Source organism: Priestia sp. MDV22-iso46 (assembly GCF_058629175.1).
The window spans coordinates 258,467-282,466 of the sequence record NZ_JBZVWT010000002.1 but is presented as its reverse complement, the minus strand read 5'-3'; the positions used below and the strand labels follow the sequence as shown (position 1 = coordinate 282,466).

Below are 24,000 nucleotides of genomic sequence, written 5' to 3'. Positions count from 1 at the left end.
TTTCCTACGTGTCTCTATTCTTTATTCTAAAGGACAAATTCGACAATGCAACATTATTTCCTTTATTTTTTTAGAAAAAAGTCTTTTAAATGGAATTTATTCGGTTTTCTCTTATTTTCTTTGTTTTTCGACGTTTTTCTCGTACATTTACGACAATAATTTTTATCAAAAAAAGCGAACTAATGACAACATTAGCTCGCTTTTTTTCGATTATTTTTATAAATATCAATTCCTGCTTCGTTAAGCATCCATTCAATATGGACACCATAACCCGAGGTAGGATCATTTACAAAAACATGGGTAACCGCTCCAACGACTTTACCGTTTTGAATAATCGGGCTCCCGCTCATTCCTTGAACAATTCCACCTGTTTTCTTTAGCAATTTAGGATCTGTAATTTTAATAACCATTCCTTTAGTAGCCGGAAACTTTTGAGGTATAGTACTCATAATTTCAATATCAAATTCTTCCACTTGATCATCATCTACTACCGTTAGAATTTTAGCTGGTCCTTCTTTTACTTGATGAGATAGGGCAATTGGCATTGCTTTATCCATTATTCCATTTTCCATCGTTGAAGACAATTTTCCAAAAATACCAAAAGGACTATTTCGTGTAATATTTCCAATGATTTGTCTATCTTCAGAAAACCTTGCTAGCTTTTCACCAGGAACGCCGTTAGAACCTCTTTCAATTGATGTAACGGTCGAACGGACAATTTGTCCATCTTCTACTACGATTGGCTTTTTTGTATCCATATCCGAAATAACGTGGCCTAAAGCGCCGTATTTTTTAGATTTTGGATCATAAAAAGTCATTGTGCCAATTCCCGCAGCTGAATCACGGATGTATAAACCAATTCTGTACGCATAATCTTGCTTATCTTTTAACGGATACAGCTTAGTGTCAAACTGCTTTTTTTCTCTTAAAATATGCAGATTTAATGGTTCACCCGTTTTTCCTGCCTGCTGAATAAACGGTGTAATATCACTCATTTTTTCAATGGTTTTACCATTAATCTTCGTAATCATATCTCCAACTTGAATACCCGCAATTTCGCCAGGAGATCTTTTACCTTTTGCTGTATCTACCTGATGATAGCCTACAACAAGAACACCTTTTGAATTTAATTTCACACCGATTGATTGTCCACCTGGAATGACTTTAAAATCAGATAATACCTGCACGTCTACACGCTTTACAGGAATACCGGCCAAATGAAGCATCAACTCTTCTTTGCCTACCTGTTTGCCTGCTACAGTCAGCTTCGCCTTGTTACTTGTTACATCGTAAACAGGTGATGAAGCTTCTACGCTAAGCGGTAATGTCGTATTAATTTTTTCTTTTTGCTGTTCAAATAAGACGATTTGTTTTGGAATGTGTATATATTGTTGCACAACTGGAATAAACCCTACAAAGATGAACGAAACAAGGAGAATCGCACCAATTATATGTCTGTATCGATTTTGCATGTTTTCACTCTCCTCGCTTCCTCGCCTAAATGGCTACACATTTAATTTAGCCTTCTTAGAGCGCATTTATAACAGAAGTTCAGAGAAAAATGAAAAGAAGTGCAAGGAAACATTTTCAGTTCCTCCATTTTGTATAAAAAAACACCTTTAACACATACTGTTACGTGTTAAAGGTGTTTTTTTAAATGGTGTGCTTCATCTTATCCGCTAAATCTAAAAGCTCTTTGGCATGTTCCTTCGTTAAGCTTGTAATTTCAGCTCCTGCAATCATTCGACCAATTTCTTTTACTTTTTCATCAAGAGTTAATGGAAGAACAGATGTCGTTGTACGATCACCTTTTATCTCTTTAGCAATAAAGAGATGAGTATCTGCCATCGCTGCTACCTGAGGCAGATGAGATATACAGAGAACTTGTGAATCAACAGAAATAGCATGTATTTTTTCACCGATCGATTGAGCTACTCTTCCACTTACGCCTGTATCAACTTCATCAAAGATAATGGACGTCACGCCTTGATGCTTAGAGAAGATGCTCTTTAACGCCAGCATAATTCTTGACAGTTCTCCTCCTGATGCTACTTTTGCAAGAGGCTTTAAAGGTTCACCAGGATTGGTAGAAATATAAAATTCTACGTTGTCAATGCCGTCTTTGGTGAATTTTATTCTTTCTCCATTTAATTCAACGTCATTTTTACCTGCATTTACAACAGAGAATTTAATTTGAAATACGGTCTTAGCCATATACAGTTCTTGAAGCTCATGATGGATGCTGTCCGTTAACTCTTGAGCAAGTTTTTTTCGAATAGCTGAAACGTTATTAGCTTCTACTAATAAATCCTGTGCTACACTGTTTAACTGTTCTTTGATCTTGCTCACATGCGTATCTCGATTTTCAATACGATCAATTTCATCTTCAATTTGCGCTGCATATTCTAGAATTTCATCTACACTTTGACCATATTTACGCTTTAAGTGATTAATTTCATTTAAACGCGCTTCAATAAAGTCTAAGCGTTTGGGATCAAATTCTAATAAATCAAGCTGCTGACGAATTTTATAAGATGCGTCTTCTAGCTGATAGAAGCTCGATGAAATGATCTCAGAAATTTCGGCATAGTTTTTTTCCAGTGACGAAATATCCTCCGTATGATTCATTGCTACGCCTACCCAATCTAAACCTTGATGTTCACCGTGCAGCGCATTGTACGCATCGTTTAGCGACGTATAGATCTTTTCAAAGTTAGAAATCTTCAAACGCTCTTCATTTAGTTCCTCGTCTTCGTTCAGCTGCAAATTTGCCGCTTTGATTTCATCTAATTGAAATTGAATAAGATCGAGGCGATGTGCCATCTGCTGCTCATTTTCAGTTAATTGATCGAGCTGCTTTTTTAGCGATGTATACCTAGAAAATACCTCTCGATACTCCGTCAAAGCCTCTTCTACTTTTTCTCCTCCATATTGATCAAGAAGAGTTAAGTGACGATCTTGATTCATTAAATCTTGGTGCTCGTGCTGTCCATGTATATCAATTAACGTCTGTCCGACTTCACGTAGGATAGCTAACGTTACGAGCTTACCGTTGATGCGACAAATACTTTTCCCATTTGTAGTGATATCTCGGCGAAGCACAATCATTCCATCTTCCACTTCCAAACCGACTTGTTTGGCTTTTTCGTGACTCGGATGCTGTTCTTCATCAAATAAGAAAAGTCCTTCAATTTCGGCTCTGTCTGTTCCGTGGCGTACAAACTCGGAAGAGCCTCTTCCACCTACTAACAATGAAATGGCATCAATAATAATCGATTTCCCCGCTCCTGTTTCGCCTGTTAATACCGTTAAGCCTTTTTCAAATGAAACAGAAAGTTCATCAATAATCGCAAAGTTTTTAATGGATAATTCAGCTAACAACCTGCTTCACTCACCTTTATAACATTTCTAAGAATCGGTCTGATATAATTTGCGTATCTTCAGGAGTACGGCAAATAATCAAACATGTATCGTCTCCACAAATTGTTCCTAATATTTCATCCCAGTCCAAATGATCAATTAATGCGCCAATCGCATTTGCATTTCCCGGTAATGTTTTCATCACCAACATATGCCCAGCTGAATCAATTTTTACAAATGCGTCCATAAGAGAGCGCTTTAACTTTTGTAAGGGATTAAAACGCTGATCTGCAGGCAAGCTGTATTTGTATCGACCGTCCATCAAAGGCACTTTGACTAAGTGCAGTTCTTTAATATCACGAGAAATTGTTGCCTGTGTTACATTAAAACCTTGGTTTTTTAAAATATCTACCAATTCATCCTGTGTTTCAATATCATTATTCGTGATAATATCACGAATTTTAATATGTCTTTGCCCTTTATTCATGTTGGCACCTCACATTAATATGTAATCTTCTTTTTGTTTTGTTGTTTATAAGTCTTTCACTAATTAAGTATCATAATGTGTTCAACTTGATTATGCACCTTTTGTATAAAGAGTCATAATCAAATCGCCAATGCTAAGTCTTTGCTTAACATTGGCCATTATTACTTTTTCTCTTTTAACGTCTTATGTGCTTCTTCGACTACTTCACGCACAGTAAGCGGAGCTTGATTTTTACCAAGTTCACGCTCGCCTTTCCAGCGCAGGTGGAGAAGAAATTCGATATTTCCATCTCCTCCCGTTATCGGTGAATAAGACATGTTATATACATCGTATCCTTGACGAAGCGAGAAATCCACCATGCCTTGAAGAACTTCTTCATGCACTTTTGAATCACGCACGATTCCTTTTTTCCCAACTTGCTCTCTTCCAGCCTCAAACTGTGGCTTAACGAGCGCAACAACATCGCTGTGTGGAACAAGAAGTTTTTTTAACACAGGAAGAATGAGTCTTAAGGAAATAAATGATACATCAATAGAAGCGAATTCAGGCAAGCCTCTTGATAAATCAGATGGCGTCACATAACGGAAATTTGTTCGTTCCATTACTTCTACTCGTTCATCTTGACGAAGCTTCCAAGCTAGCTGATTATAGCCTACGTCTAGCGCATAGGACATCTTCGCTCCATTTTGAAGCGCACAATCAGTAAAGCCTCCAGTAGAAGAACCAATATCAATCATGATTTTATCCGCTACATGGACATTAAATTCTTTAATCGCTTTTTCAAGCTTAAAGCCGCCTCTGCTGACGTAAGGCATCACTGCACCTTTAATTGTCAGCGGCGTATCGCGTTCAATTTTCTCTCCCGGCTTATCCAAACGGACTTCATTCGCATAGACAAGTCCTGCCATCACTGTACGCTTTGCTTTTTCTCTTGTTTCAATCAAACCTCGTTCTACTAATAATACATCTACTCGTTCTTTTTTTGTCACTTAACTTCAAGCCTCTTTTGTGTTGGTGTTACGAGTTTTTTAACTCGATTTATAATCTCTTCTTTGGTTAAGCCAATTTCTTCTAAAAGTTTTGTTACGCTGCCGTGCTCGATAAAGCGATCTGGAATCCCCATACGTTCAACGCGCGTATCATAATAGCCGTGCTCTGATGCAAACTCTAACACCGCGCTTCCAAAACCGCCTTGAAGTACCGCTTCTTCTACCGTAATCACAGGCTTACTAGTTTGGAAAATCTCATGAAGCATTTTTTCATCCAGCGGTTTAATAAAACGAGCATTTACCACTTTGACGCTGATTCCTTGCTTCTCAAGTTCTGCTGCTGCATCCATCGCCATTGAAATCGTTGTACCAAACGTTAAAATGGTTGTATCTGAACCTTCTTTTAATACGTCCCATGTACCGATCGGAATGTTTTTCAGTTCTGAATCTAGTTCAACACCTAATCCGTTTCCTCTAGCATAGCGCATAGCAATCGGACCTTCTTCATAAGTCAAAGCAGTGTGAACCATGTGCTGGCCTTCATTCTCGTCTTTTGGCATCATAATAACAAGGTTAGGCAAATGACGTAAGAATGCAATATCAAACACGCCTTGATGCGTTTCACCATCAGCACCTACTAGCCCAGCGCGATCAATTCCAATAAATACATTTAGCTTCTGACGGCAAATATCATGAACCACTTGATCGTATGCACGCTGTAAAAACGTAGAATAAATAGCTAAAAAGGGCTTCATATTTTGAGTTGCAAGACCCGCTGCCATTGTTGTTGCATGCTGCTCTGCAATCCCAACATCAAACATGCGATGCGGAAACTCTTTTTGAAATGCTTCGAGTTTTGAACCCACAGGCATTGCTGGCGTTACGGCTACAATACGATCATCTTCCCTAGCCATCTTCAATACCGTATCACTTACTAGTTTACTCCAAGCAATCGGAACATTTTTGTCTTTAATAAAGTCACCGGACTCAATTTTGTAAGGGCCTGTACCATGCCATGCTCCGCTTTTATCGCTTTCCGCCGGCAAGTACCCTTTCCCTTTTTTCGTAATAACGTGAATCAGTACCGGACCTTTTGTTTTCTTTGCATATTGTAACGTTTCCAATAAATCATCATAGCTATGGCCATCAACCGGGCCTAAATACGTAAAGCCAAGGTCTTCAAAGAACATGCCTGACACGACCATATACTTTAGGCCATCTTTTACACGTTCTGCCGTTGCCGCAAGCTTACCGCCTACTGCAGGTACTTTTTTCAGCAAGACTTCAAGCTCATCTTTTACCCAGTTGTATTTGCCTGCCGTGCGCAAACGTCCTAGAATACTGTGTACAGCCCCCACGTTAGGAGCGATAGACATTTCATTGTCATTTAAAATAACGGTCATATCCGTTTGCTCGTGCCCGATGTGGTTAAGCGCTTCAAGAGCCATACCACCTGTTAAAGCTCCGTCACCAATGATAGGAACAATATGAGCTTTTGTTTTTTGCAAATCTCTTGCAGCAGCCATTCCCATTGCGGCTGAAAGAGATGTAGAACTATGTCCCGTTTCCCATACGTCATGCTCACTTTCGTCACGCTTTGGAAAACCGCATAATCCTTTATATTGACGGATTGTATCAAACTCTCCCGCTCGTCCTGTTAAAATTTTATGGACATACGACTGATGCCCGACGTCCCATAAAAATTTATCTTTTGGGCTGTCGAACACTTTATGGAGTGCAAGCGTTAACTCAACAACCCCCAAATTCGGCCCTATATGACCACCAGTTGCAGAAAGCTTTGTAATTAAAAAACGACGAATCTCTTCACTTAGTTCTTCTAATTGTGTTACTGACATTTTCTTTAAAAACTCAGGATTTTTTATCGTTGTAAGATCCAAGGTGGATCACTCACTTTCGTACTTGTTATAAAGTTACCTTAATACATTGTCTATTGTTTTATACGTATAGTCAATTTTTAGTATTTCCTTATTACTTACAATACCTTTGATATTCTATCAGTAAACCAGTGATATTCAAAGGAAAACAGTGAAAAAATAGCCGCTAACACAAATGTGATAACGGCCACCAAGATATTGTATATGTCTTTCAAACCTATGCACTACGCTTTTATACAGTAGTAAAATTATTATAGCATAGCCCCTATTGGGACTCAATCTTATTTTACTGTATCACTCAAAAAAACCTGACAGAAATCGTCATTAACTATCACGTTTTGCTATATATAAACAAATTTCTTCTAGTAATCCGTGCTTAATTTGAGCTTGACGTAACGAGAGAAGTGCTTGTTCAACATGATACTGTAACTTTTCTTTGGCCGCTTCCATACCTAACAAAGAAGGATATGTCGTTTTTTCATTTTCTGTATCACTGCCAATTGGCTTTCCTAATTTTTCTTCAGACCCTTCCACATCCAAGATATCATCTTGAATTTGAAACGCTAACCCTACATGCTTACTGAATTCTTCTAATAATTCTTGCTGTAGAGGCGTAGCTTTTGCAAGAATAGCTCCTGCTTTTACACAAAACCCTAGCAGCTTCCCCGTTTTGTGAAGGTGAATATATTCAAGCTCGTCTAGCGTGAGCTGCTTTTTTTCCCCTTCCATATCCGCAACCTGTCCGCTGATCATACCTTCTGTTCCGCTTGCTTTTACCAGTTCTGTAATGAGCTGAAGCTTCATATGTGATGTAATCTCAGGATGTGCCGCTTCAGAAATGAGCTGAAAGCTATTTGTTAAAAGAGCATCTCCAGCTAATATAGCCGTTGCTTCGCCGTACACCTTGTGATTCGTTGGTTTACCTCTTCTTAAGTCGTCATCATCCATGCTAGGTAAATCATCGTGAATGAGAGAATATGTATGAATCATTTCCACTGCACATGCTGTTTCTAATCCCATGCTCTCGTCTTTTCCAAACGCATGTAGCGTTGCAAACAACAGCACTGGGCGAAGTCGCTTTCCTCCTGCAGTAAGCGAGTAAAGCATGGATTCCTTTAAGTTAACCGGAGCATGTAATGCTTTTACCACTTCAGGCAAGCGTGTTTCTACTCGATCTTTTGTAAAAGAAATATACTCTTTTAAATTCATTTCATTCACCATCACTCTTCCTCCTGTACCGAGAATGGCTCAAGCGTTCCGTCTTCACGTAAAATAGTTTCCATTTGCTTTTCAATATGCTGAAGACGATCGTGACAGAATTTTGAAAGAGTCATTCCTTCTTGGAATTGTTGAATTGCTTCTTCTAAAGGCACGTCGCCTTCTTCTAGCTTGTTTACGATGGTTTCTAACTGCTCCATCGCCTCTTCAAACGTATACTCTTTATTTGTCGCCATTTTTCATCGCTCCTCTATTTTCGAAACTTCACACTGCAACTGTCCATCGGTCAAACGAACGTTTACCACATCGCCTTTGGATACTTGTTTGGTTGATTTAATTAACTCTTTTTCTTTATCGTATACTAAGCTGTAGCCTCTTTCCATTGTTTTTAATGGACTAAGCGTATGTAATTTTGACGTTGCCGTTGCAAATAAAAGCTGTTTTTGCTTTAGCAGCTGCTGCATCTCTTTGGTCAGCATTTTCGTCAGCTGCTGTTGACGCTCCGCCGCTTTCGTTAACTGATGCTCGGGGTGATTGCGCAACAAAGCAGCTGTTAGTTGCTCGTAGTTCGTCCGTTTATGTTCAATGTACCTTCTGCCTTCACGATAAAAACGCTCCATCAACTGATCTAACTGCTGCTCTTTTTGCTCGACCAACTTTTGAGGATAACGAAAAGCATATGATTTCTGGGATCGTTCAAGCCTGCGGCTACTAGACTGAAGCATTTCTTTCATCGAACGAAGAAGACGGATATTTCGCTGAGTCAATCTTTCTGTAATTTCACTGATATGAGGTACAGCCAATTCCGCAGCACCCGTTGGAGTAGGAGCGCGAAGATCTGCTACAAAATCTGCAATTGTAAAATCGGTTTCATGTCCAACCGCTGAAATAACAGGAATAGTAGAAGTGAAAATTGCACGAGCAACGCTTTCTTCGTTAAAAGCCCAAAGCTCTTCAATTGACCCACCACCGCGGCCAACAATTAATACGTCTGCTTCTTTACGACGGTTTGCTTCTTCAATTGCCTTAATGATAGACGGTGCCGCATTCACTCCTTGAACAAGAGCGGGCATAACAATAATGTTCGCGTTATATCTGCGCTTTAATGTCGTAATAATATCACGTACGGCTGCTCCAGTTGGAGATGTAATAACACCTATTGTTGTTGGATACTTCGGCAGTTTTCGTTTCCTAGCAGGATCAAATAAGCCTTCTTTTTCCAGCTTTTTTTTCAGCTGTTCGTAGGCCAAGTATAAGTTTCCAACGCCGTCAGGCTGCATTTCTTTTACGTACATTTGATAATTTCCGCTTGGTTCATAAACCGAAATTTCAGCTCGAATGAGCACATTCATTCCTTCTTCAGGCTGAAAATTAAGCTGCCGGTTATGCCCAGCAAACATAACGGCTGCGATACGAGCATTTTGATCTTTCAAGGTGAAATACATATGTCCCCGACTATGACGTTTAAAGTTAGAAATTTCTCCTTTAATCCATACATCTTGCATGTGAGGGTCTACATCAAACTTGCGCTTAATGTATCGTGTAAGAGCCGTAACGGTTAGATAACGCACTTCACTCATCATTTTGCCTCCTTTGCAGTCACCCTCTCCCCTTTATATAAAGGAGAGAAGCATTTTGGTCACTTGATTTGGCAAGATGAACCTTTATTTAGATAAAGTTGTTAACACTTTAGACAATACGCCATTGATAAACTTGCTTGATTGATCATCGCCAAACGTTTTCGCTAATTCAATCGCTTCATTTAACGTAACGCTCGTAGGAATTTCTTCTTCATACTTCATTTCGTATACGGCAATACGTAGGATAACGCGGTCTACAGTGGCTACACGATCTAACGTCCATTTTTCTAAATGATTGCGTAAAAGTTCATCAATTTCTTGCTGATGTTCAACCACACCTAGCACGAGACTTTCTAAAAATTGATCAGACTTTTCATTTTGTACAACATTTCCGATTGCCTCCATTGGCTCGGTCTGCCCTAAATCATGCTGAAATAGTGCTTGTAATGCTTTTTGGCGTGCTGTATGTCTTTTCATTATTTTTGCTCCTTTATTTATCTTCTTCAACTAGTATACCTAGATAATAGCATAGTTTATGAAACGATACTTCATTGTTCTTATACGAAGTTTGTAGAACACGAAAAAGACCGTCTTTATGACGAGACAGTCTTTTTCACTTTACCATAGCTTGTGTTGAAAAGGAACAAGTAATCATACGTTATTCCATTTTAGCAACAGCCGTTAGGTAAACGTTTGTTTTATTCAACTTCTTCAATATCAGTTTTTTGCGTATCAAACTGAATCCCTACGATATGAATGTTTACTTCATCGAGATCAATAGCTGTCATATTTTTAAGGGCTTGACGAATGTTATCTTGTACTTGTTGCGCTACGTTTGGAATAGACACCCCAAACTTCATCATACAAAATACGTCTACTTTTATCCCGTTTTCTGTTAAGTCCACTTTTACACCTTTACCGTGGTTTTTCTTTCCTAGTTTCTCCACAACGCCAGCTGCAAAATTTCCTCTCATTGCAGAAACGCCTTCTACTTCAGAAGCAGCAATACCCGCAATGACTTCAATAACCTCAGGAGCAATTTCTACTTTGCCAAGAGAATTTGGGTGTTCTTCCATTTCTAATACATGATTTTCATTCATGTACAGCACCTCCTATAGTTTATATTATACTAAGAATTCATTACGTCATATAGCTCAAGAAACTTCGTGTTGAATTCACCACTAACAAATTTTTCATGATTTAATAGTTTTTGGTGAAAAGGAATAGTGGTCGCAACGCCGTCGATAACAAATTCATCTAACGCGCGCTTCATTCGTTCAATAGCTTCCTCACGAGTTGGCGCATGAACAATCAATTTAGCCACCATTGAATCATAGTAAGGCGGGATTGCATAGCCCGGGTATGCAGCAGAGTCTACGCGCACTCCGTAGCCACCTGGCGGCAAGTACATTTGAATCGTACCTGGTGATGGCATAAAGTTTTTCTCTGGGTTTTCTGCGTTGATTCGGCACTCAATTGCCCATCCGTTAAATGTCACTTCTTCTTGCGTAAACGGTAAAGTTTCACCATTTGCCACTTTGATTTGTTCTTTAATTAAGTCAACTCCCGTCACCATCTCTGTAACAGGGTGTTCTACTTGGATACGCGTATTCATTTCCATGAAGTAAAATTTGTTTTCACGGTAATCATAAATGAATTCCACTGTTCCGGCTCCTGTGTAATTAACGGCTTGAGCGGCTTTAACAGCAGCATCGCCCATTAATTCACGCGTTTTTTCGTCTAATGCTGGAGAAGGCGTTTCTTCAATTAATTTTTGAAGACGGCGTTGAATCGAGCAATCACGCTCTCCTAAATGTACAGTATTCCCATGAGAATCAGCCAACACTTGGATCTCAACGTGACGGAAATCCTCAATGAACTTTTCAATGTACACACCAGGGTTACCGAAAGCTGTAGCAGCTTCTTGCTGTGTAATTGCAATACCTTTAATAAGCTCTTGTTCATTTTTCGCAACGCGGATTCCTTTTCCTCCGCCTCCTGCCGTTGCTTTAATAATAACAGGATAGCCAATATCATTAGCGATCGACATACCGTCTTCCACTGACTCTACAATTCCAGTTGAACCAGGAACAATTGGGACACCGGCTTCACGCATCGTTTCTCTCGCTACGTCTTTTGTCCCCATTTTGTTAATGGCTTCAGGACTTGGTCCTACAAATGTAACGTTACACTCTCTGCATAGCTCTGCAAAATCAGCGTTTTCAGCTAAAAAGCCGTATCCAGGGTGAATGGCGTCACAGCCCGTTAGCATCGCAACGCTCATAATGTTTGTAAAGTTTAAATAGCTGTCTTTAGATGACGTTGGTCCAATACAATACGCTTCGTCTGCTAATTGTACATGCAAAGAATCGCGATCAGCTTGAGAATGAACAGCTACTGATTCTACACCTAACTCTTTACACGCTCGAATAATTCGAACCGCAATTTCTCCTCGATTCGCAATTAATAGCTTTTTAATCATATTTACCGCTCCTTATTCAGGCTTTACTAAGAAAAGAGGTTGACCGTATTCTACAAGTTGTCCATTTTCAACTAATACGTCAACGATTTCACCTTTAACTTCTGCTTCGATTTCATTAAATAATTTCATTGCTTCTACGATACATACAACCGAATCTTTTTGTACTTTATCTCCAGGAGTCACGTATACATCTGATTCTGGGGATGATGACGCATAGAATGTCCCTACCATCGGAGATGTAATTTTATGTAAGCTTTCATCAACCGCTGGGGCCGCTTGTTCTTCTTTTGGTTGAGCAGACTGTGCTGCTGGGGCTGGCGCTGGAGCCGCTGCTGCCTGCGGTGCAGGTGCTGCCGCTTGTTCAGGTGCCGAAACCACTACTTGCTGCGCTTGTTTGGAAACAATTGCGTCTTTTTTCTTCATCTTGATTTTGGAGCCTTCGTGCTCATAGGTGAACTCCTCGATTGATGATTGATCAACTAGTTTAATGATCTCACGGATCTCTTGAATTTTTAACATATTGAACACTCCTACCTCATGAAAATAGAATTCTCTACAATGTTAATAATACGACAGATGGCTACAGCCATTCAATTCGTTTGGCAAACATTAAAAAGAAGTTCCACTTACTCTATAATAACTTTTTAGCGTTATCGTTTTATAAATGGAAACATAGCTTTACAGATGACAACACTTATGAAAACATTTGTCACCTAGTACTAATATAAGATTATGAAACCTATTATAACCGAAGTAAAAAAAGAAAGCCATGTTAAAATTTTTACCGTATCGCTTAGATTTTAGTCATTTCATAAAAAAAGAAGTGTAAACAACCCCAATTTACGGCTGTTTCACACTTCTTTTATTCCCTTTATTTAGTTGGCTGAAACTCTACCGCTACTTCTTTTGGACCCATTTCTTTTTTGACTAGCTGAATGATTTGATTTGCTTTTGTTTTTGAGTGTTTTTCTGTCTTAACCGTAATTTGTACTTGCTTTCCGTCTGCTCTTACTAGCGCGTCACTGTATCCTTTTGCTTTAATTAATGTTTCCAGCGTGGCTTCTTTTTCCCCGAGCTTTGATAATTCATCAATTTTATCCATCGCCTTGCTTACTTCCGCAGGCGTCACATTTTTTGATGCAGCTACTTCTTGATACTCTTCTTTTAATTGACTTCTTTCATCATTTAATTCCAAACGAAGCGCCGTAAATAGCTCATCGCTATCTGTGCTTGATACAACCGCTGATTCTTTTGCATTTTTAGCCGTTTCCTTCTTTACATCTTCTGCTGAGCCTTCAGTTTTTGAATCTTCTTTTGTTCCTGATTTCTCATCTGCTTGTTGTTTTGTATCTTCTGCAGGAGCCTTGTCATCAGCTTGCTTTTCGCTTTGTTTTTCATTGTCTACTAGCGCAACATTACTCTGAGGATTTTCTGGCGTTGTCATATAATATACCGATAACACAACAACTAAACTTAACATTGTTAATAACCAAACCGTTTGCTTTTTTAATAACATATTCATTTCCCCCTCATCCTTTTTTCGCTAATACTGCTACTCTATGACTTGGTATATCGAGCGCTCTTGTCACGGCTTCAATAATAGATTTCTTTACCTCGATATTATCAGCTCCTTTAGCGACAACTAACACGCCTCTTACTTTTGGCTTTTCGGTTTTAACTACAACAGGCTTTTCTTGTTCTCCACTTCTCACAATGACCAGCTGTTCGTCTGTTGAGGAATCTTCAACTTTACGAGTCCCTCCTTCACGGTCCGTTTCGTTGGTCGTTTGCGATTTTGTGACGCTGTTTTTTTCATATATTTTGGATTCTGTTGCATCTAGGTTCACAATTACTTTTACCTTACTTACGCCTCTAACTTGATCCAAAATATCTTTCAATTCTTCCTCATACCGCTCTTCATAACCTGTCATCGTTGTTGTCTTTTTGGAGCTAAAAGCGGGAACATCCTGTGATACCGGTGGTGCGCTGGTTTCTTTGCTTGCACTCTTTAATAATCCGCCTGAATTCATAGATGTTGTGAGTGAGTTGCTAAATACCATAAAGATAACGCCTGCAGCTAGTAAAATGCCTATATACATTAACTTTGAAGGTTTCTTCGTAGTTGATGACTGTTTAAGTGAAAAGAACCGCTGAAAAAATGATGGGTCACCTTTTTCTGGCTTTTGACTCATTTCGTGTCTCCCTCCTCCATATTCACAACAACTTGGCCTTGTTTTACATCCCATTTTGCTGCTAAATAGTTGGATAATTTCTTGGATTCTGTTGGTTTGTTTGTTTCGATCGGTGTGGAGGTATCAATAGAAATAACTTTCACAGCTGAAACAACCTCGGAATCATCCGATGCTTTTTTACTTACGGCAACTGAAATGGATTTAATATTGTCAGCGGTAGGTTCGTCGTTCGGCTTTTTTGTTTCAATGTGAATTCGATCAATTGCTACACCATACTGATCCATCAACTCCTCTTTTACATCTGCCTCCATTTGGACAGCCATTTGTTCTAAAATATATGCACGTTGTGAAGCTTGTATTTCTTTTTTCTGATTTTCTATTGAATTTTCTACCTGCTGATCAGATCGAATAGATGATAAGCTAAGTGATTTCAGCATTTGATTAACATCCACTTTGAAAATTTGAAAAACGGGTGTAATAATGATCAGCATTAAAAGAAGTCCAACCACCAGCTTTGTATATTTTTGAAAACTAGAATTGGGCAACAGTAAATTAATAATGGTAGCTAATAAGATAAAAAGAACGATATTAGTAATCCACGTCGTTAAGGCCTGCAATTTCTTCACCTCACCATCATTGTGACGTTGCTCGCTGTAATGATGACCGTTAAACATAAGAAAAACATAAGCGAGACAACCGCAAGCGCCGCGAAAATATAGATGACGCTTTTGCTGATAATGCTCAAGCAGGAAATAACTGGTCCTCCTCCAATAGGTTGAAGAAGAGCTGCTGCTAGCTTATAGATAAAAGCGAGCGTTAACACTTTAATAGCCGGAAACGCGACGATTAACAGTAAGACTGCTACTCCAGCAATCCCTACTGAATTCTTTAATAGAAGCGAGGCACTGATGACTGTATCAGCCGCATCTGTGAATACACGTCCTACAACAGGTATAAAGTTCCCTGTAACAAACTTTGCCGTTCGAATTGTAATACCGTCGGCAACAGCTGAGGTGGCCCCTTGAACGGACAGCACTCCTAAAAAAACAGTTAGGAATATTCCGAGCACGCCAATGCTTATATTTCTCAACAGCTGAGCAAGCTGTGTAACCTTATGCTCATCTGAAATCGTACTCACAATGCTAAGCAGTGCTGAAAGAAAAAGCAGCGGCATCACTACGTATTGAATAAGCAAACCGCTTGTGTTCATTAAAAACAAAATCATCGGATGAAAAAAGGCTGCCGATACAACTCCTCCTGATGATGCCATTAAGGCAAGCAGCAGCGGCACCAGAGCTAAAATGAATTTGGTCATGGTCTCAATCGCTCCCGTTGCATAAGAGATAGCAATTTGAAAACTATTAAGAGCAATGATAATCAAAACCATATATACAAGCGCATACGCTACTTTACTTACAGTTTGCTGATTAAACGCACTTTGGAGCGTTTGCAAAAACACGCTAAAAACCGTTAGCATAATGAGCGTACCGAGGAGCTTTCCATTTGCTAATACTTCGTGAAATAAAAACTTTACAAGACCTCCTAGCCATTCTTTAAGAGAGAACTCTTTTTCTCCTTTTAAAAAATCGACTAAACTTCCCTTCTGACTCTCGGGTAAAAAGCCGCCGTATTGGGTAATAATATCGTCCCAAAACTGTTTGACTTCATCGATACCGAGCTTATCAATTTGTTCATTGACAAGTTCTTGCTGCCTCGGGGGTTCGGAAGCTTGTACATTTTCTGGAAAGAAAAAAAAGAGGAACAAAAGAAGAGCGAGTATATTCACTTTAAACGTCCACCGCTTCATTTCGTCACCTCATATTAAGTAAAATTAATTGGGCAGCATTGAAATAATTGTTTCAATAATGACCGTTAAAATAGGAATTGCCATGGAGAGAATCAGCACTTTTCCACCTAGTTCAATTTTAGAAGCAATGGCACCTTGCCCTGCATCTTTCGTAATTTGAGCACCAAATTCGGCGATATAGGCGATACCAATAATTTTCAAAATGGTTTCCACATAAATCATGTTAACGTGAGCATTAATCGACAGCCGCTCGACCATCTTAATAATCTCGTAGATTTGATCAATTAAAAAAAGAAAGATCACGGATCCCACGAATACAACAAGTAAAAAAGCAATAGGTGATTTATGTTCTTTTAAAATAAGAGCCAAAAACGTAGCTACTAATCCTAAGCCCACAATTTGAAGCATTTCAATGGCAACTCACCCCTCTACCCTTGAAATAAAAAAACCGATTTAATTTTTTGAAATAAGTCCTCTACAATCGAAGCAACCATAAATAAAATATAAATAAAACCGATGAGGGTAACCCAGTTCGCGTAATCTTTTTTTCCCATCTGTTCGAGTACGGTGACTAAAAAAGCTACGACGATACCAATCCCAGCAATCTGAAAAATGGTGTTCATATCAATTCCCACATTCAATCCTCCTCCATCGCTACATCAATAGAATGACCAGTAGCAACCCAGATAGAAAGCCTAAACTTTTAACCATTTTTTCATAGCGATTCTGCTTATCAACTGCATCTTGTTCTTCGCGTTCAAGATGATTCAGCGTCAGTAAGATATGCTTTTGCTGCGAATAACGATCATGCTGACCAAGCGTTTCACCAAATTGTTTTAAGATTTCTAGTTCTCCCGTTTTAAGTGCGGTTTGTTTCCAAAATTGGTCCAACGTCTTTTCCCAAGCTTCCTTGACACTTTCAGTACCTTCTTTTAATTTCATTGAAAACTCATTAAATAAAGAGGCCAAAGGATTAGGAAGCTGTAGAGATAACAAATGGGCAACTTCTTGAAGAGGCCGATTGCTGTACATAATTTCCGCTTCTAACGACCGCAGAGCCGTTTTTAATTGCCTGAGCTGCCTAGGTCTTGCACTAAGCTGCTTTGCAAACTCAAATCCTGTGTAAGTGGAAGCAAATAAGATAAAGATGGCACCAAACAGTTTCATACACCATCACCCTTTACTATTTTCAATAAGCGACTTTTCAGCGGACGTTTTCATGGAATTATAGTGCTCATCGTAGATAGCCTGAAGTGTTCCAGGACCTCGGCTGTTCGATAGCACAACATACCGTTTGAATACGTGAAGTTTCATTAAAGCTTGCAAAGTGGGACGCTTCATTAAATCGTCAATGTCATAGCCATGAACAGTCATGATGACACGAACGCCAGCATTAACCGCTTCAAGTACGGCCTTACAATCTTCTTCACTTCCAACTTCATCCACGATCAGCACATCGGGGCTCATGGAGCGAATCATCATCATCATGCCTTCAGCTTTCGGACAGCTGTCTAATAAATCCATTCTAGATCCGAATGTATGCTGAGGAACGCCTTTAACAGCCCCAGCAATTTCTGATCGTTCATCTACAATTCCCACTTTAAACGGAGGAATCTTAGAGCGCTCTATGCCAGTACTTATTACTCTAGCTAAATCGCGAATCATGGTTGTTTTTCCTGTTTGAGGAGGTCCTATAATGACCGTACTTTGCCAATAGCGATTGTATAAAAAAGGAATAAGCTGATTCGAAATACCAATCTTTTGTTTAGCAATCCGGATATTAAAGGATGATACATCTCGAATCACACGAACCTGTCCATTTTCCGTTACAACTTTTCCCGCTAGTCCAACCCGGTGCCCGCCTTCAATGGTGACATATCCTTTTTTCAATTCTTCTTCAATCATATAAATCGAAAACTGGCTTAATTTATTTAAGATAAATAAAGCATCTTCTGCACTTGGAAGATACGATTCGAAATATGGCTGATTGTTGATTGTAAATTCGACAGGTCTTCCTATGCGCACTCGAATTTCTTCTAGTACATGAGAATGGTTTGTGACATAAAATTCAACAGTCTTTTTTAAATTAGGCGGAAAGATTGCAAGTATTTCGTTTAACATATTCATCCCCTCATATTTGAACTCACTTCAATGTATTATAAGCTTGACCATTTTATGCCTACCTTTTATTTAAAAACACCGATTAAAATAAAGAGCACTCCTACTACAATCATGATTAATTTCCCAAAAGATAATTGATCAGCTACGGACACTAAACCTATGGTAAAAGAACTCACCATTACAATCGGACCAACAAGCGCTAACATTCCATTAATCATTAACGCTTTTTTCACATCATTGTTTGTGACAATTAAAATAGCGGCAATAAACTCAATAAATGAAGAAATAAATCGAAGGCACGCCATCGTCAATACCGTACCGTTTAAATGATCCAACCACTGCTTCATAAGCCCCTCCTATATCTCTGCGTTGTTTAGTACAACCTATGCAAAATAAAGAAGAGTTAGCACAAAAAAACACACAAAAAAGGCAGAGAATGATTCTCTGCCTTTTTTGTGTGTTTGCTTGCTTACACGACCGAATTACGCGCGTGATACGTAGCTGCTATCTGTTGTGTTGATAATTAATACGTCGCCTTCATTTACGAAGAACGGAACGTTTACTGTTAAGCCAGTTTCAACAGTTGCCGGTTTTGTACCGCCAGAAGCTGTGTCACCTTTAATACCAGGTTCAGTTTCTGTTACTTTAAGCTCAACTGTGTTTGGAAGTTCAACACCTAATGTCTCACCTTGGTACATCATAATTGCTACTTCCATATTCTCTTTTAAGAATTTTAGCTCATATTCAATTGCACTTGCCGGAAGCTCTAATTGCTCATAAGACTGGTTGTCCATGAATACGTGCTGATCGCCGCTTGCATATAGATATTGCATTTTACGGTTATCAATTTGGGCTTTTCCTACTTTTTCACCTGCACGGAACGTTTTTTCTTGCACAGCTCCTGTACGAAGGTTACGTAGTTTTGAGCGAACGAATGCAGCGCCTTTACCAGGCTTTACGTGTTGGAAATCCATTACACGCCAAATACCTCCGTCTACTTCTACTGTCAAACCTGTACGAAAATCATTTACTGAAATCATGAAGAAATCCTCCTACATTTTATAAAATAATGAACTCTTTTGATGAGTGCGATAATGCCTCATTACCTTCTGCTGTGACGATCGTATCATCTTCAATACGAACGCCCCCTAAGTCTGGTATGTAAATACCTGGTTCAACGGTTACAATCATACCTGGCTGCAGTACATCTGTAGATTTCACAGAAAGTGATGGGCCTTCATGTACTTCTAACCCTACGCCGTGACCGGTCGAATGTCCAAAATACTGGCCGTATCCGTGTTCTGTAATATAATCACGCGTTAGCGCATCTGCTTCTTTACCCGTCATACCTGCTTTGATGCCGCTCATTCCGTTAAGCTGCGCTTGCAGTACGACATTATAAATTTCTTTTAGCTTATCACTTACTTCACCGACGGCAAATGTTCGTGTGATATCTGAACAGTAACCATTATAGTATGCGCCAAAATCAAGCGTTACAAGTTCGCCTTTTTCAATTACTTTGTCAGAAGCAACACCATGCGGTAAAGCCCCGCGATGCCCTGAAGCAACAATTGTATCAAAAGATGAAGATGTTGCGCCTTGTTTTCTCATAAAGAACTCCAGTTCATTAGATACTTGAAGCTCTGTTAAACCAGGACGAACAAAGGTTAAAATATGTTCATATGCTGCATCTGCTATTTTTGCAGCTTCCTTTAATATCTTAATCTCTGAGTCACTCTTTATCAAGCGTAAGTTTTCGATTGCGTGCGAGATTGGAACAAGTTCCGCGCCGATATGCTTATCAAATAATTGATGCTGTCCATATGTAACATAATTCTGTTCAAAACCAAGCTTTTTAATTCCAAATTGTTTCACTACATTCGCTACTTCTTCTACAATAGGACCCTTGTGCTGAAAGATATCAAAACCTTCTGTTTGACTAGTTGCTTGTTCAACATAACGAAAATCTGTTACAAATGCCGCTTTGTCTTCAGAAATGATAACGACACCAGCAGATCCTGTGAAATTGGTCATATAGCGTCTGTTATATTCACTTGTAATTACAACACCGTCCACATTCAACTTTGAAAACTGTTCGCGTAGTTTTTCGATTTTCATTTTATTTCCCCCTTAATTGTAAAAGTGCCTGCAGGGCAAGCTCGTATCCGTATAAACCTAGCCCGACAATTTGACCATGTGTAACAGGTGCCGTCACCGAATGGTGGCGAAACTCTTCACGCTTATGTACGTTTGAAATATGCACTTCAATAACAGGAACAGATATACTAGCAATCGCATCTCGAATGGCATAACTGTAGTGAGTAAAAGCACCAGGATTGATCATAATCCCATCAAATTTCTCATCCGCTTCATGAATCCAGTCGATAATTACACCTTCGTGATTAGACTGTACGCACTCAACTTCTACCCCATGGTCTCTGCCTGCTCGCTGAAGCTTCTCTTCAAGATTTTGAAGATTATCTGTCCCATATACCGCTGGTTCGCGTACGCCTAAACGATTTAAATTAGGACCGTTTATTACTAAAATCTTATTCATCTTAATTCAACACTCTCCCCTACTACGAACCCTTTATGCAGCTCACTTATGTGAATTTGCACTTTATTTTTCTTTTTAAATCATTATATAGAATATATTAGCATACGTTGGAACATTCACACTACTTATTCGCCGTTTGAAAATCTGTAGATTCATCTTTTGTTTGAAGCTCTGCAGCTTCAAAAGAAATGGAATATCCGATGAATACACCATATAAAATATAAATACAGAGGGATGAAATAATCGTGTTAGCTGGAAGCTCTCCAATTGTTTTTAAGTTGGGAAAGAGCGGATTCAAAACAACGAATACAATTGCCCACCATAATAAGCCGTAAGCAAAACCTATCCAAATTGTTTTAAACTTCTTTAATAGGACGTAGTATAACAACCCGACAACAATAGATAATACCCCTATAAGAAAAACACTGACGATAACACCTATTCCTTTATCCTTCCAATCACCTAATGCCCATGGATCTAAAAGCATATTTGGATTGATAACACTAAAGCTGAACAGATAATTTAAATAGCCAATAAAGCTCCAGAAAATCCCTCCAAAAAAGGAAATAAAGATGGCTTTAAATAAAAAAGACATTTCCTGTTTATGCGTAGGGTGGTTATCCTGTTTTTTTTCATGCTGTTCTTTAGGTTCTGACATATTAATCACCTCTTGATGTAGTATGAACTTTTTTCTCATTTCCTACTGACTCATTTCTAAGTTTTTACGTTTATTACTCTTCCTATACGCAAGAAGGGAGCCTGATATCAAAGAGACATTTTAAAACTACTTCGCACAGAGTTTCATAAACAAATTTTATAAGTGAAAGGAAAAAAATTCATAACAAGGGTGTGGAGATGAAAAATATTGGCTAAACTAGATAACATGCATCCGCCTAGAGGTTTATTTGATTTTGCTGTAGAATATAAAACACTAAGAAGTCTAGTCTAGTTAAGTTAGGTTGGTGCCTGAAATGTCTAAATTACAAAAACCTGCGTATGGTGGTCAAGCCGTTATAGAAGGTGTCATGTTCGGTGGCAAACGTATGATGGTGACGGCTATTCGCCGCAAAGATCAATCTATTGATTATTTTCATTCAAAAAGAAAATCAAATTCCGTACTCACTGCTTTAAAAAAAATTCCTTTTTTACGAGGAATTGCTGCTATTGTTGAAGCCAGTGCAAACGGTACGCAGCACTTGAACTTTTCCTCTGAACGCTATGACGTGAATCCAGAAGATGATGCTCAAGTAGCAGAAGAACAACAAAAAGAGAAAAAAGAATCAAAACTATCTTTAATATTTGGCGTTGCAACTATTGGTGTAATATCCTTTCTTTTCGGGAAAGTACTATTTACATTGATTCCTGTGTTTTTAGCACAGTTGACACGTCCTGTTTTCACTTCAAGTGTAGCTCAGGTTTTTATTGAAGGAGTATTTAAACTATTATTGCTCCTTGGCTATATTTATGTGATTTCACAAACGCCACTTATTAAACGGGTGTTTCAATATCATGGAGCAGAACACAAGGTCATTAATGCATATGAAAACAATGCTGAACTTACGGTAGAAGCCGTGCAAGCACAATCTCGACTTCATTATCGCTGCGGAAGTAGCTTTATCCTCTTTACCGTAGTTGTAGGAATGTTTGTCTACCTACTCGTTCCAACGGATCCTCTTTGGTTACGAATTGTGGATCGCCTTGCATTAATTCCAGTTGTCCTTGGTTTATCATTTGAAGTGTTACAGTTAACCAATAAAGTTCGTCATGTCCCTCTTCTTCGCTTTTTAGGTTATCCCGGTTTATGGCTTCAGCTTTTAACAACCAAAGAACCAAAAGATGATCAAGTTGAAGTTGCGATTGCTTCATTTAAAGAACTTTTACGCGTTGAAAATGAACTTTCTTCTACCACTGACGAACAAGTTGTCTAATCCACACCGTTTTGCTTTCTTTTTTACTATTTTAGGAGGTGAACAAAATGAGACGTCCATTCGTGAAACCACTTGTATATGGTCTAATCGGGTTAGGAGTCATTGGCTTTGCATTTACGTTGATTACAGATCCAGCTGTTTTATTACGTCAAGCAGGTTATATTTTTCTGTTTATCATTTTGTTTTACTTAGTTTATCGGTTTATTCTCCGCCCTTCTCAGACAAAAGGTCAAGATAGAGGCTATGTGCGCGCAGTAAAACAATCAAAACTGCGTCAAAAAGAAAAAGAGCGAGGAAGCAACAAAGTTGATATGCATACGTACCGAAGCTCAAATAAGCGCCCGGTATCCAAATCAACGAAACCGCTAAAGAAAAAGAAAAACAACTCACACTTGACCGTCATCGAAGGCAAAAAAGGAAAAAAGAAAAATAGAGCATTCTTTTAAAAAAACAAGGAGAAAAGCCTCCTTGTTTTTTTAATAGCACCATTTTTTCAAAAATGCCCTTGTACGCTTTTTTCCAAACGCAATCAGCTCTTCCTTCCGTTCTTCTGTGAGGGTAAATTCTGTCGCAAAAACTTGATTAACAGGTAAAAAGATAATATTTTTTTCGTGACGTTTTGAAATATGTCTTGCATCGTGCGCATCTTTCATCGTCTCAAAAAGCGCGCTGAATAAACCAACGGCATTTTTAATTTTATTCCGTTCCCTTTCTTCGTCCTTCGGGCTCAGCTTCACACCAATTACCGGTCGCTTCTTGAGACTTTTATCATCATCAAACAGAAAAATTGGAAAGTTACTTAACACGCCCCCGTCGACTATTAAACTGCTTGGGGTAGATTTTAATTTAACCGGCTCAAAAAAATATGGAATGCTGCAGCTCATTCGAACGGCTCTTGCTACAGAAAAGCGATTCGGGTCGATTTGATATTTAGGCAAATCATCTGGAAGAACAAGCATCGTACTGTTGGTCAAATCTGACGCAATAATACGCAGCGACTGATCAGGCAAATCAGCAAATGTACGAATTCCTCTGCTCCGCAATTTCTCAGCAATCCACTTTTCAAGCCTTTCTCCTTTATACAATCCCATTTTCCAATATAAAAACAGCCACTTTGTCAAGCTTGATGGTAAAAAAGACATTCTTTGATCTAAAAAAGACGATAACTCAATTTCATTCATCATTTCAACAATTTCTTCACTTGTATAACCGGCTGCTACAAATGCACAAATAATGGAACCCGCACTCGTTCCGGCTAACCGCCGAAAGATCAAGCCTTTTTCTTCTAGAGCTTGTAACGCGCCAATCAGTGCAAGCCCTTTAATACCGCCACCTGAAAACACTCCGTCGACGTACACAGCCTCTCCTCCAAACTACCCACTCT

The 24,000-nt window shown here is 38.9% G+C and carries 28 protein-coding genes; 2 read left to right on the top strand and 26 right to left on the bottom strand.

All coding sequences use genetic code 11. From position 1 onward, the window contains the following. Nucleotides 1-191: 191 nt before the first annotated feature. From spoIVB to AC4NPH_RS13270, 25 genes are all read right to left on the bottom strand, one after another. Nucleotides 192-1,472, bottom strand: coding sequence for a SpoIVB peptidase (spoIVB, locus tag AC4NPH_RS13390; RefSeq protein WP_063672666.1), 1,281 nt, complete (start codon nucleotides 1,470-1,472; stop codon nucleotides 192-194). Between the two features lie 181 nt (nucleotides 1,473-1,653). Next, complete coding sequence (gene recN, locus AC4NPH_RS13385) at nucleotides 1,654-3,381, bottom strand: DNA repair protein RecN (RefSeq protein WP_013059135.1); 1,728 nt, start codon at nucleotides 3,379-3,381, stop codon at nucleotides 1,654-1,656. Nucleotides 3,382-3,397: 16 nt separating this feature from the next. Further along, entirely contained in the window at nucleotides 3,398-3,847 is a 450-nt protein-coding gene (ahrC, locus tag AC4NPH_RS13380; protein WP_013059136.1) for a transcriptional regulator AhrC/ArgR, read from the bottom strand. Nucleotides 3,848-4,008: 161 nt separating this feature from the next. Then, nucleotides 4,009-4,836 carry a TlyA family RNA methyltransferase gene (locus AC4NPH_RS13375; RefSeq protein ID WP_029320242.1) on the bottom strand — a complete coding sequence of 276 codons (828 nt, stop codon included), beginning with the start codon at nucleotides 4,834-4,836 and terminating at the stop codon, nucleotides 4,009-4,011. Then, a complete protein-coding gene (gene dxs, locus AC4NPH_RS13370; RefSeq protein ID WP_013059138.1) occupies nucleotides 4,833-6,734 on the bottom strand; it encodes a 1-deoxy-D-xylulose-5-phosphate synthase in 1,902 nt (633 codons plus the stop codon). Before dxs ends, AC4NPH_RS13375 begins: the two co-directional genes overlap by 4 nt. Nucleotides 6,735-7,055: 321 nt before the next feature. Further along, on the bottom strand, nucleotides 7,056-7,952 hold the full coding sequence (locus AC4NPH_RS13365) for a polyprenyl synthetase family protein (RefSeq protein WP_013059139.1): 897 nt from the start codon (nucleotides 7,950-7,952) through the stop codon (nucleotides 7,056-7,058). Next, nucleotides 7,952-8,185 (bottom strand): exodeoxyribonuclease VII small subunit, encoded by a 234-nt coding sequence (locus AC4NPH_RS13360; RefSeq protein WP_013059140.1) that lies wholly within the window; start codon nucleotides 8,183-8,185, stop codon nucleotides 7,952-7,954. The genes AC4NPH_RS13365 and AC4NPH_RS13360 overlap by 1 nt, the downstream gene beginning before the upstream one ends. 3 nt (nucleotides 8,186-8,188) lie before the next feature. Continuing rightward, entirely contained in the window at nucleotides 8,189-9,529 is a 1,341-nt protein-coding gene (gene xseA / locus AC4NPH_RS13355) for an exodeoxyribonuclease VII large subunit (protein WP_013084992.1), read from the bottom strand. 84 nt (nucleotides 9,530-9,613) lie between these two features. Beyond that, nucleotides 9,614-10,006, bottom strand: a complete 393-nt coding sequence (nusB, locus tag AC4NPH_RS13350; RefSeq protein ID WP_013059142.1) for a transcription antitermination factor NusB — start codon at nucleotides 10,004-10,006, stop codon at nucleotides 9,614-9,616. A gap of 221 nt (nucleotides 10,007-10,227) precedes the next feature. After that, complete coding sequence (locus AC4NPH_RS13345; RefSeq protein WP_013059143.1) at nucleotides 10,228-10,629, bottom strand: Asp23/Gls24 family envelope stress response protein; 402 nt, start codon at nucleotides 10,627-10,629, stop codon at nucleotides 10,228-10,230. A 29-nt stretch (nucleotides 10,630-10,658) separates the two neighbouring features. After that, nucleotides 10,659-12,011, bottom strand: a complete 1,353-nt coding sequence (gene accC / locus AC4NPH_RS13340) for an acetyl-CoA carboxylase biotin carboxylase subunit (protein WP_013059144.1) — start codon at nucleotides 12,009-12,011, stop codon at nucleotides 10,659-10,661. A 12-nt stretch (nucleotides 12,012-12,023) separates the two neighbouring features. Beyond that, nucleotides 12,024-12,530 (bottom strand): acetyl-CoA carboxylase biotin carboxyl carrier protein, encoded by a 507-nt coding sequence (gene accB / locus AC4NPH_RS13335; RefSeq protein WP_013059145.1) that lies wholly within the window; start codon nucleotides 12,528-12,530, stop codon nucleotides 12,024-12,026. A 352-nt stretch (nucleotides 12,531-12,882) separates the two neighbouring features. Beyond that, nucleotides 12,883-13,533 carry a SpoIIIAH-like family protein gene (locus AC4NPH_RS13330; protein ID WP_223268967.1) on the bottom strand — a complete coding sequence of 217 codons (651 nt, stop codon included), beginning with the start codon at nucleotides 13,531-13,533 and terminating at the stop codon, nucleotides 12,883-12,885. 7 nt (nucleotides 13,534-13,540) lie between these two features. Then, complete coding sequence (spoIIIAG, locus tag AC4NPH_RS13325; RefSeq protein WP_013084996.1) at nucleotides 13,541-14,203, bottom strand: stage III sporulation protein AG; 663 nt, start codon at nucleotides 14,201-14,203, stop codon at nucleotides 13,541-13,543. Beyond that, a complete protein-coding gene (gene spoIIIAF / locus AC4NPH_RS13320; protein WP_013059148.1) occupies nucleotides 14,200-14,820 on the bottom strand; it encodes a stage III sporulation protein AF in 621 nt (206 codons plus the stop codon). Before spoIIIAF ends, spoIIIAG begins: the two co-directional genes overlap by 4 nt. 5 nt (nucleotides 14,821-14,825) lie before the next feature. After that, a complete protein-coding gene (gene spoIIIAE, locus AC4NPH_RS13315; protein WP_491938788.1) occupies nucleotides 14,826-16,010 on the bottom strand; it encodes a stage III sporulation protein AE in 1,185 nt (394 codons plus the stop codon). A gap of 24 nt (nucleotides 16,011-16,034) precedes the next feature. Then, complete coding sequence (gene spoIIIAD, locus AC4NPH_RS13310; RefSeq protein WP_013059150.1) at nucleotides 16,035-16,418, bottom strand: stage III sporulation protein AD; 384 nt, start codon at nucleotides 16,416-16,418, stop codon at nucleotides 16,035-16,037. A 20-nt stretch (nucleotides 16,419-16,438) separates the two neighbouring features. Then, nucleotides 16,439-16,645, bottom strand: coding sequence for a stage III sporulation protein AC (spoIIIAC, locus tag AC4NPH_RS13305; RefSeq protein WP_013059151.1), 207 nt, complete (start codon nucleotides 16,643-16,645; stop codon nucleotides 16,439-16,441). Nucleotides 16,646-16,664: 19 nt separating this feature from the next. Continuing rightward, the gene (spoIIIAB, locus tag AC4NPH_RS13300) at nucleotides 16,665-17,177 is read right to left on the bottom strand and encodes a stage III sporulation protein SpoIIIAB (protein ID WP_013059152.1); all 513 of its coding nucleotides are present in this window, start codon (nucleotides 17,175-17,177) and stop codon (nucleotides 16,665-16,667) included. 6 nt (nucleotides 17,178-17,183) lie between these two features. Continuing rightward, on the bottom strand, nucleotides 17,184-18,131 hold the full coding sequence (gene spoIIIAA / locus AC4NPH_RS13295; protein WP_013059153.1) for a stage III sporulation protein AA: 948 nt from the start codon (nucleotides 18,129-18,131) through the stop codon (nucleotides 17,184-17,186). A gap of 65 nt (nucleotides 18,132-18,196) precedes the next feature. Then, nucleotides 18,197-18,478: a YqhV family protein gene (locus tag AC4NPH_RS13290; protein ID WP_013059154.1), complete on the bottom strand. Its 282-nt coding sequence runs from the start codon at nucleotides 18,476-18,478 to the stop codon at nucleotides 18,197-18,199. A gap of 135 nt (nucleotides 18,479-18,613) precedes the next feature. Beyond that, nucleotides 18,614-19,171 carry an elongation factor P gene (efp, locus tag AC4NPH_RS13285; RefSeq protein ID WP_013059155.1) on the bottom strand — a complete coding sequence of 186 codons (558 nt, stop codon included), beginning with the start codon at nucleotides 19,169-19,171 and terminating at the stop codon, nucleotides 18,614-18,616. A 19-nt stretch (nucleotides 19,172-19,190) separates the two neighbouring features. Then, complete coding sequence (locus AC4NPH_RS13280) at nucleotides 19,191-20,249, bottom strand: M24 family metallopeptidase (RefSeq protein WP_013059156.1); 1,059 nt, start codon at nucleotides 20,247-20,249, stop codon at nucleotides 19,191-19,193. Between the two features lies 1 nt (nucleotide 20,250). Then, on the bottom strand, nucleotides 20,251-20,688 hold the full coding sequence (gene aroQ, locus AC4NPH_RS13275; protein WP_013059157.1) for a type II 3-dehydroquinate dehydratase: 438 nt from the start codon (nucleotides 20,686-20,688) through the stop codon (nucleotides 20,251-20,253). A gap of 121 nt (nucleotides 20,689-20,809) precedes the next feature. Next, nucleotides 20,810-21,346, bottom strand: a complete 537-nt coding sequence (locus AC4NPH_RS13270) for a YqhR family membrane protein (protein ID WP_029320228.1) — start codon at nucleotides 21,344-21,346, stop codon at nucleotides 20,810-20,812. 313 nt (nucleotides 21,347-21,659) lie between these two features. Between AC4NPH_RS13270 and AC4NPH_RS13265 the strand changes: the two genes are divergently transcribed. After that, nucleotides 21,660-22,616 carry a DUF1385 domain-containing protein gene (locus AC4NPH_RS13265; protein WP_013085002.1) on the top strand — a complete coding sequence of 319 codons (957 nt, stop codon included), beginning with the start codon at nucleotides 21,660-21,662 and terminating at the stop codon, nucleotides 22,614-22,616. Nucleotides 22,617-22,663: 47 nt separating this feature from the next. Beyond that, entirely contained in the window at nucleotides 22,664-23,062 is a 399-nt protein-coding gene (locus AC4NPH_RS13260; RefSeq protein ID WP_013059160.1) for an SA1362 family protein, read from the top strand. A gap of 30 nt (nucleotides 23,063-23,092) precedes the next feature. Here AC4NPH_RS13260 and AC4NPH_RS13255 read toward each other — a convergent pair whose 3' ends face one another. Then, nucleotides 23,093-23,974 carry a patatin-like phospholipase family protein gene (locus AC4NPH_RS13255; protein WP_016765549.1) on the bottom strand — a complete coding sequence of 294 codons (882 nt, stop codon included), beginning with the start codon at nucleotides 23,972-23,974 and terminating at the stop codon, nucleotides 23,093-23,095. Nucleotides 23,975-24,000: the final 26 nt, after the last annotated feature.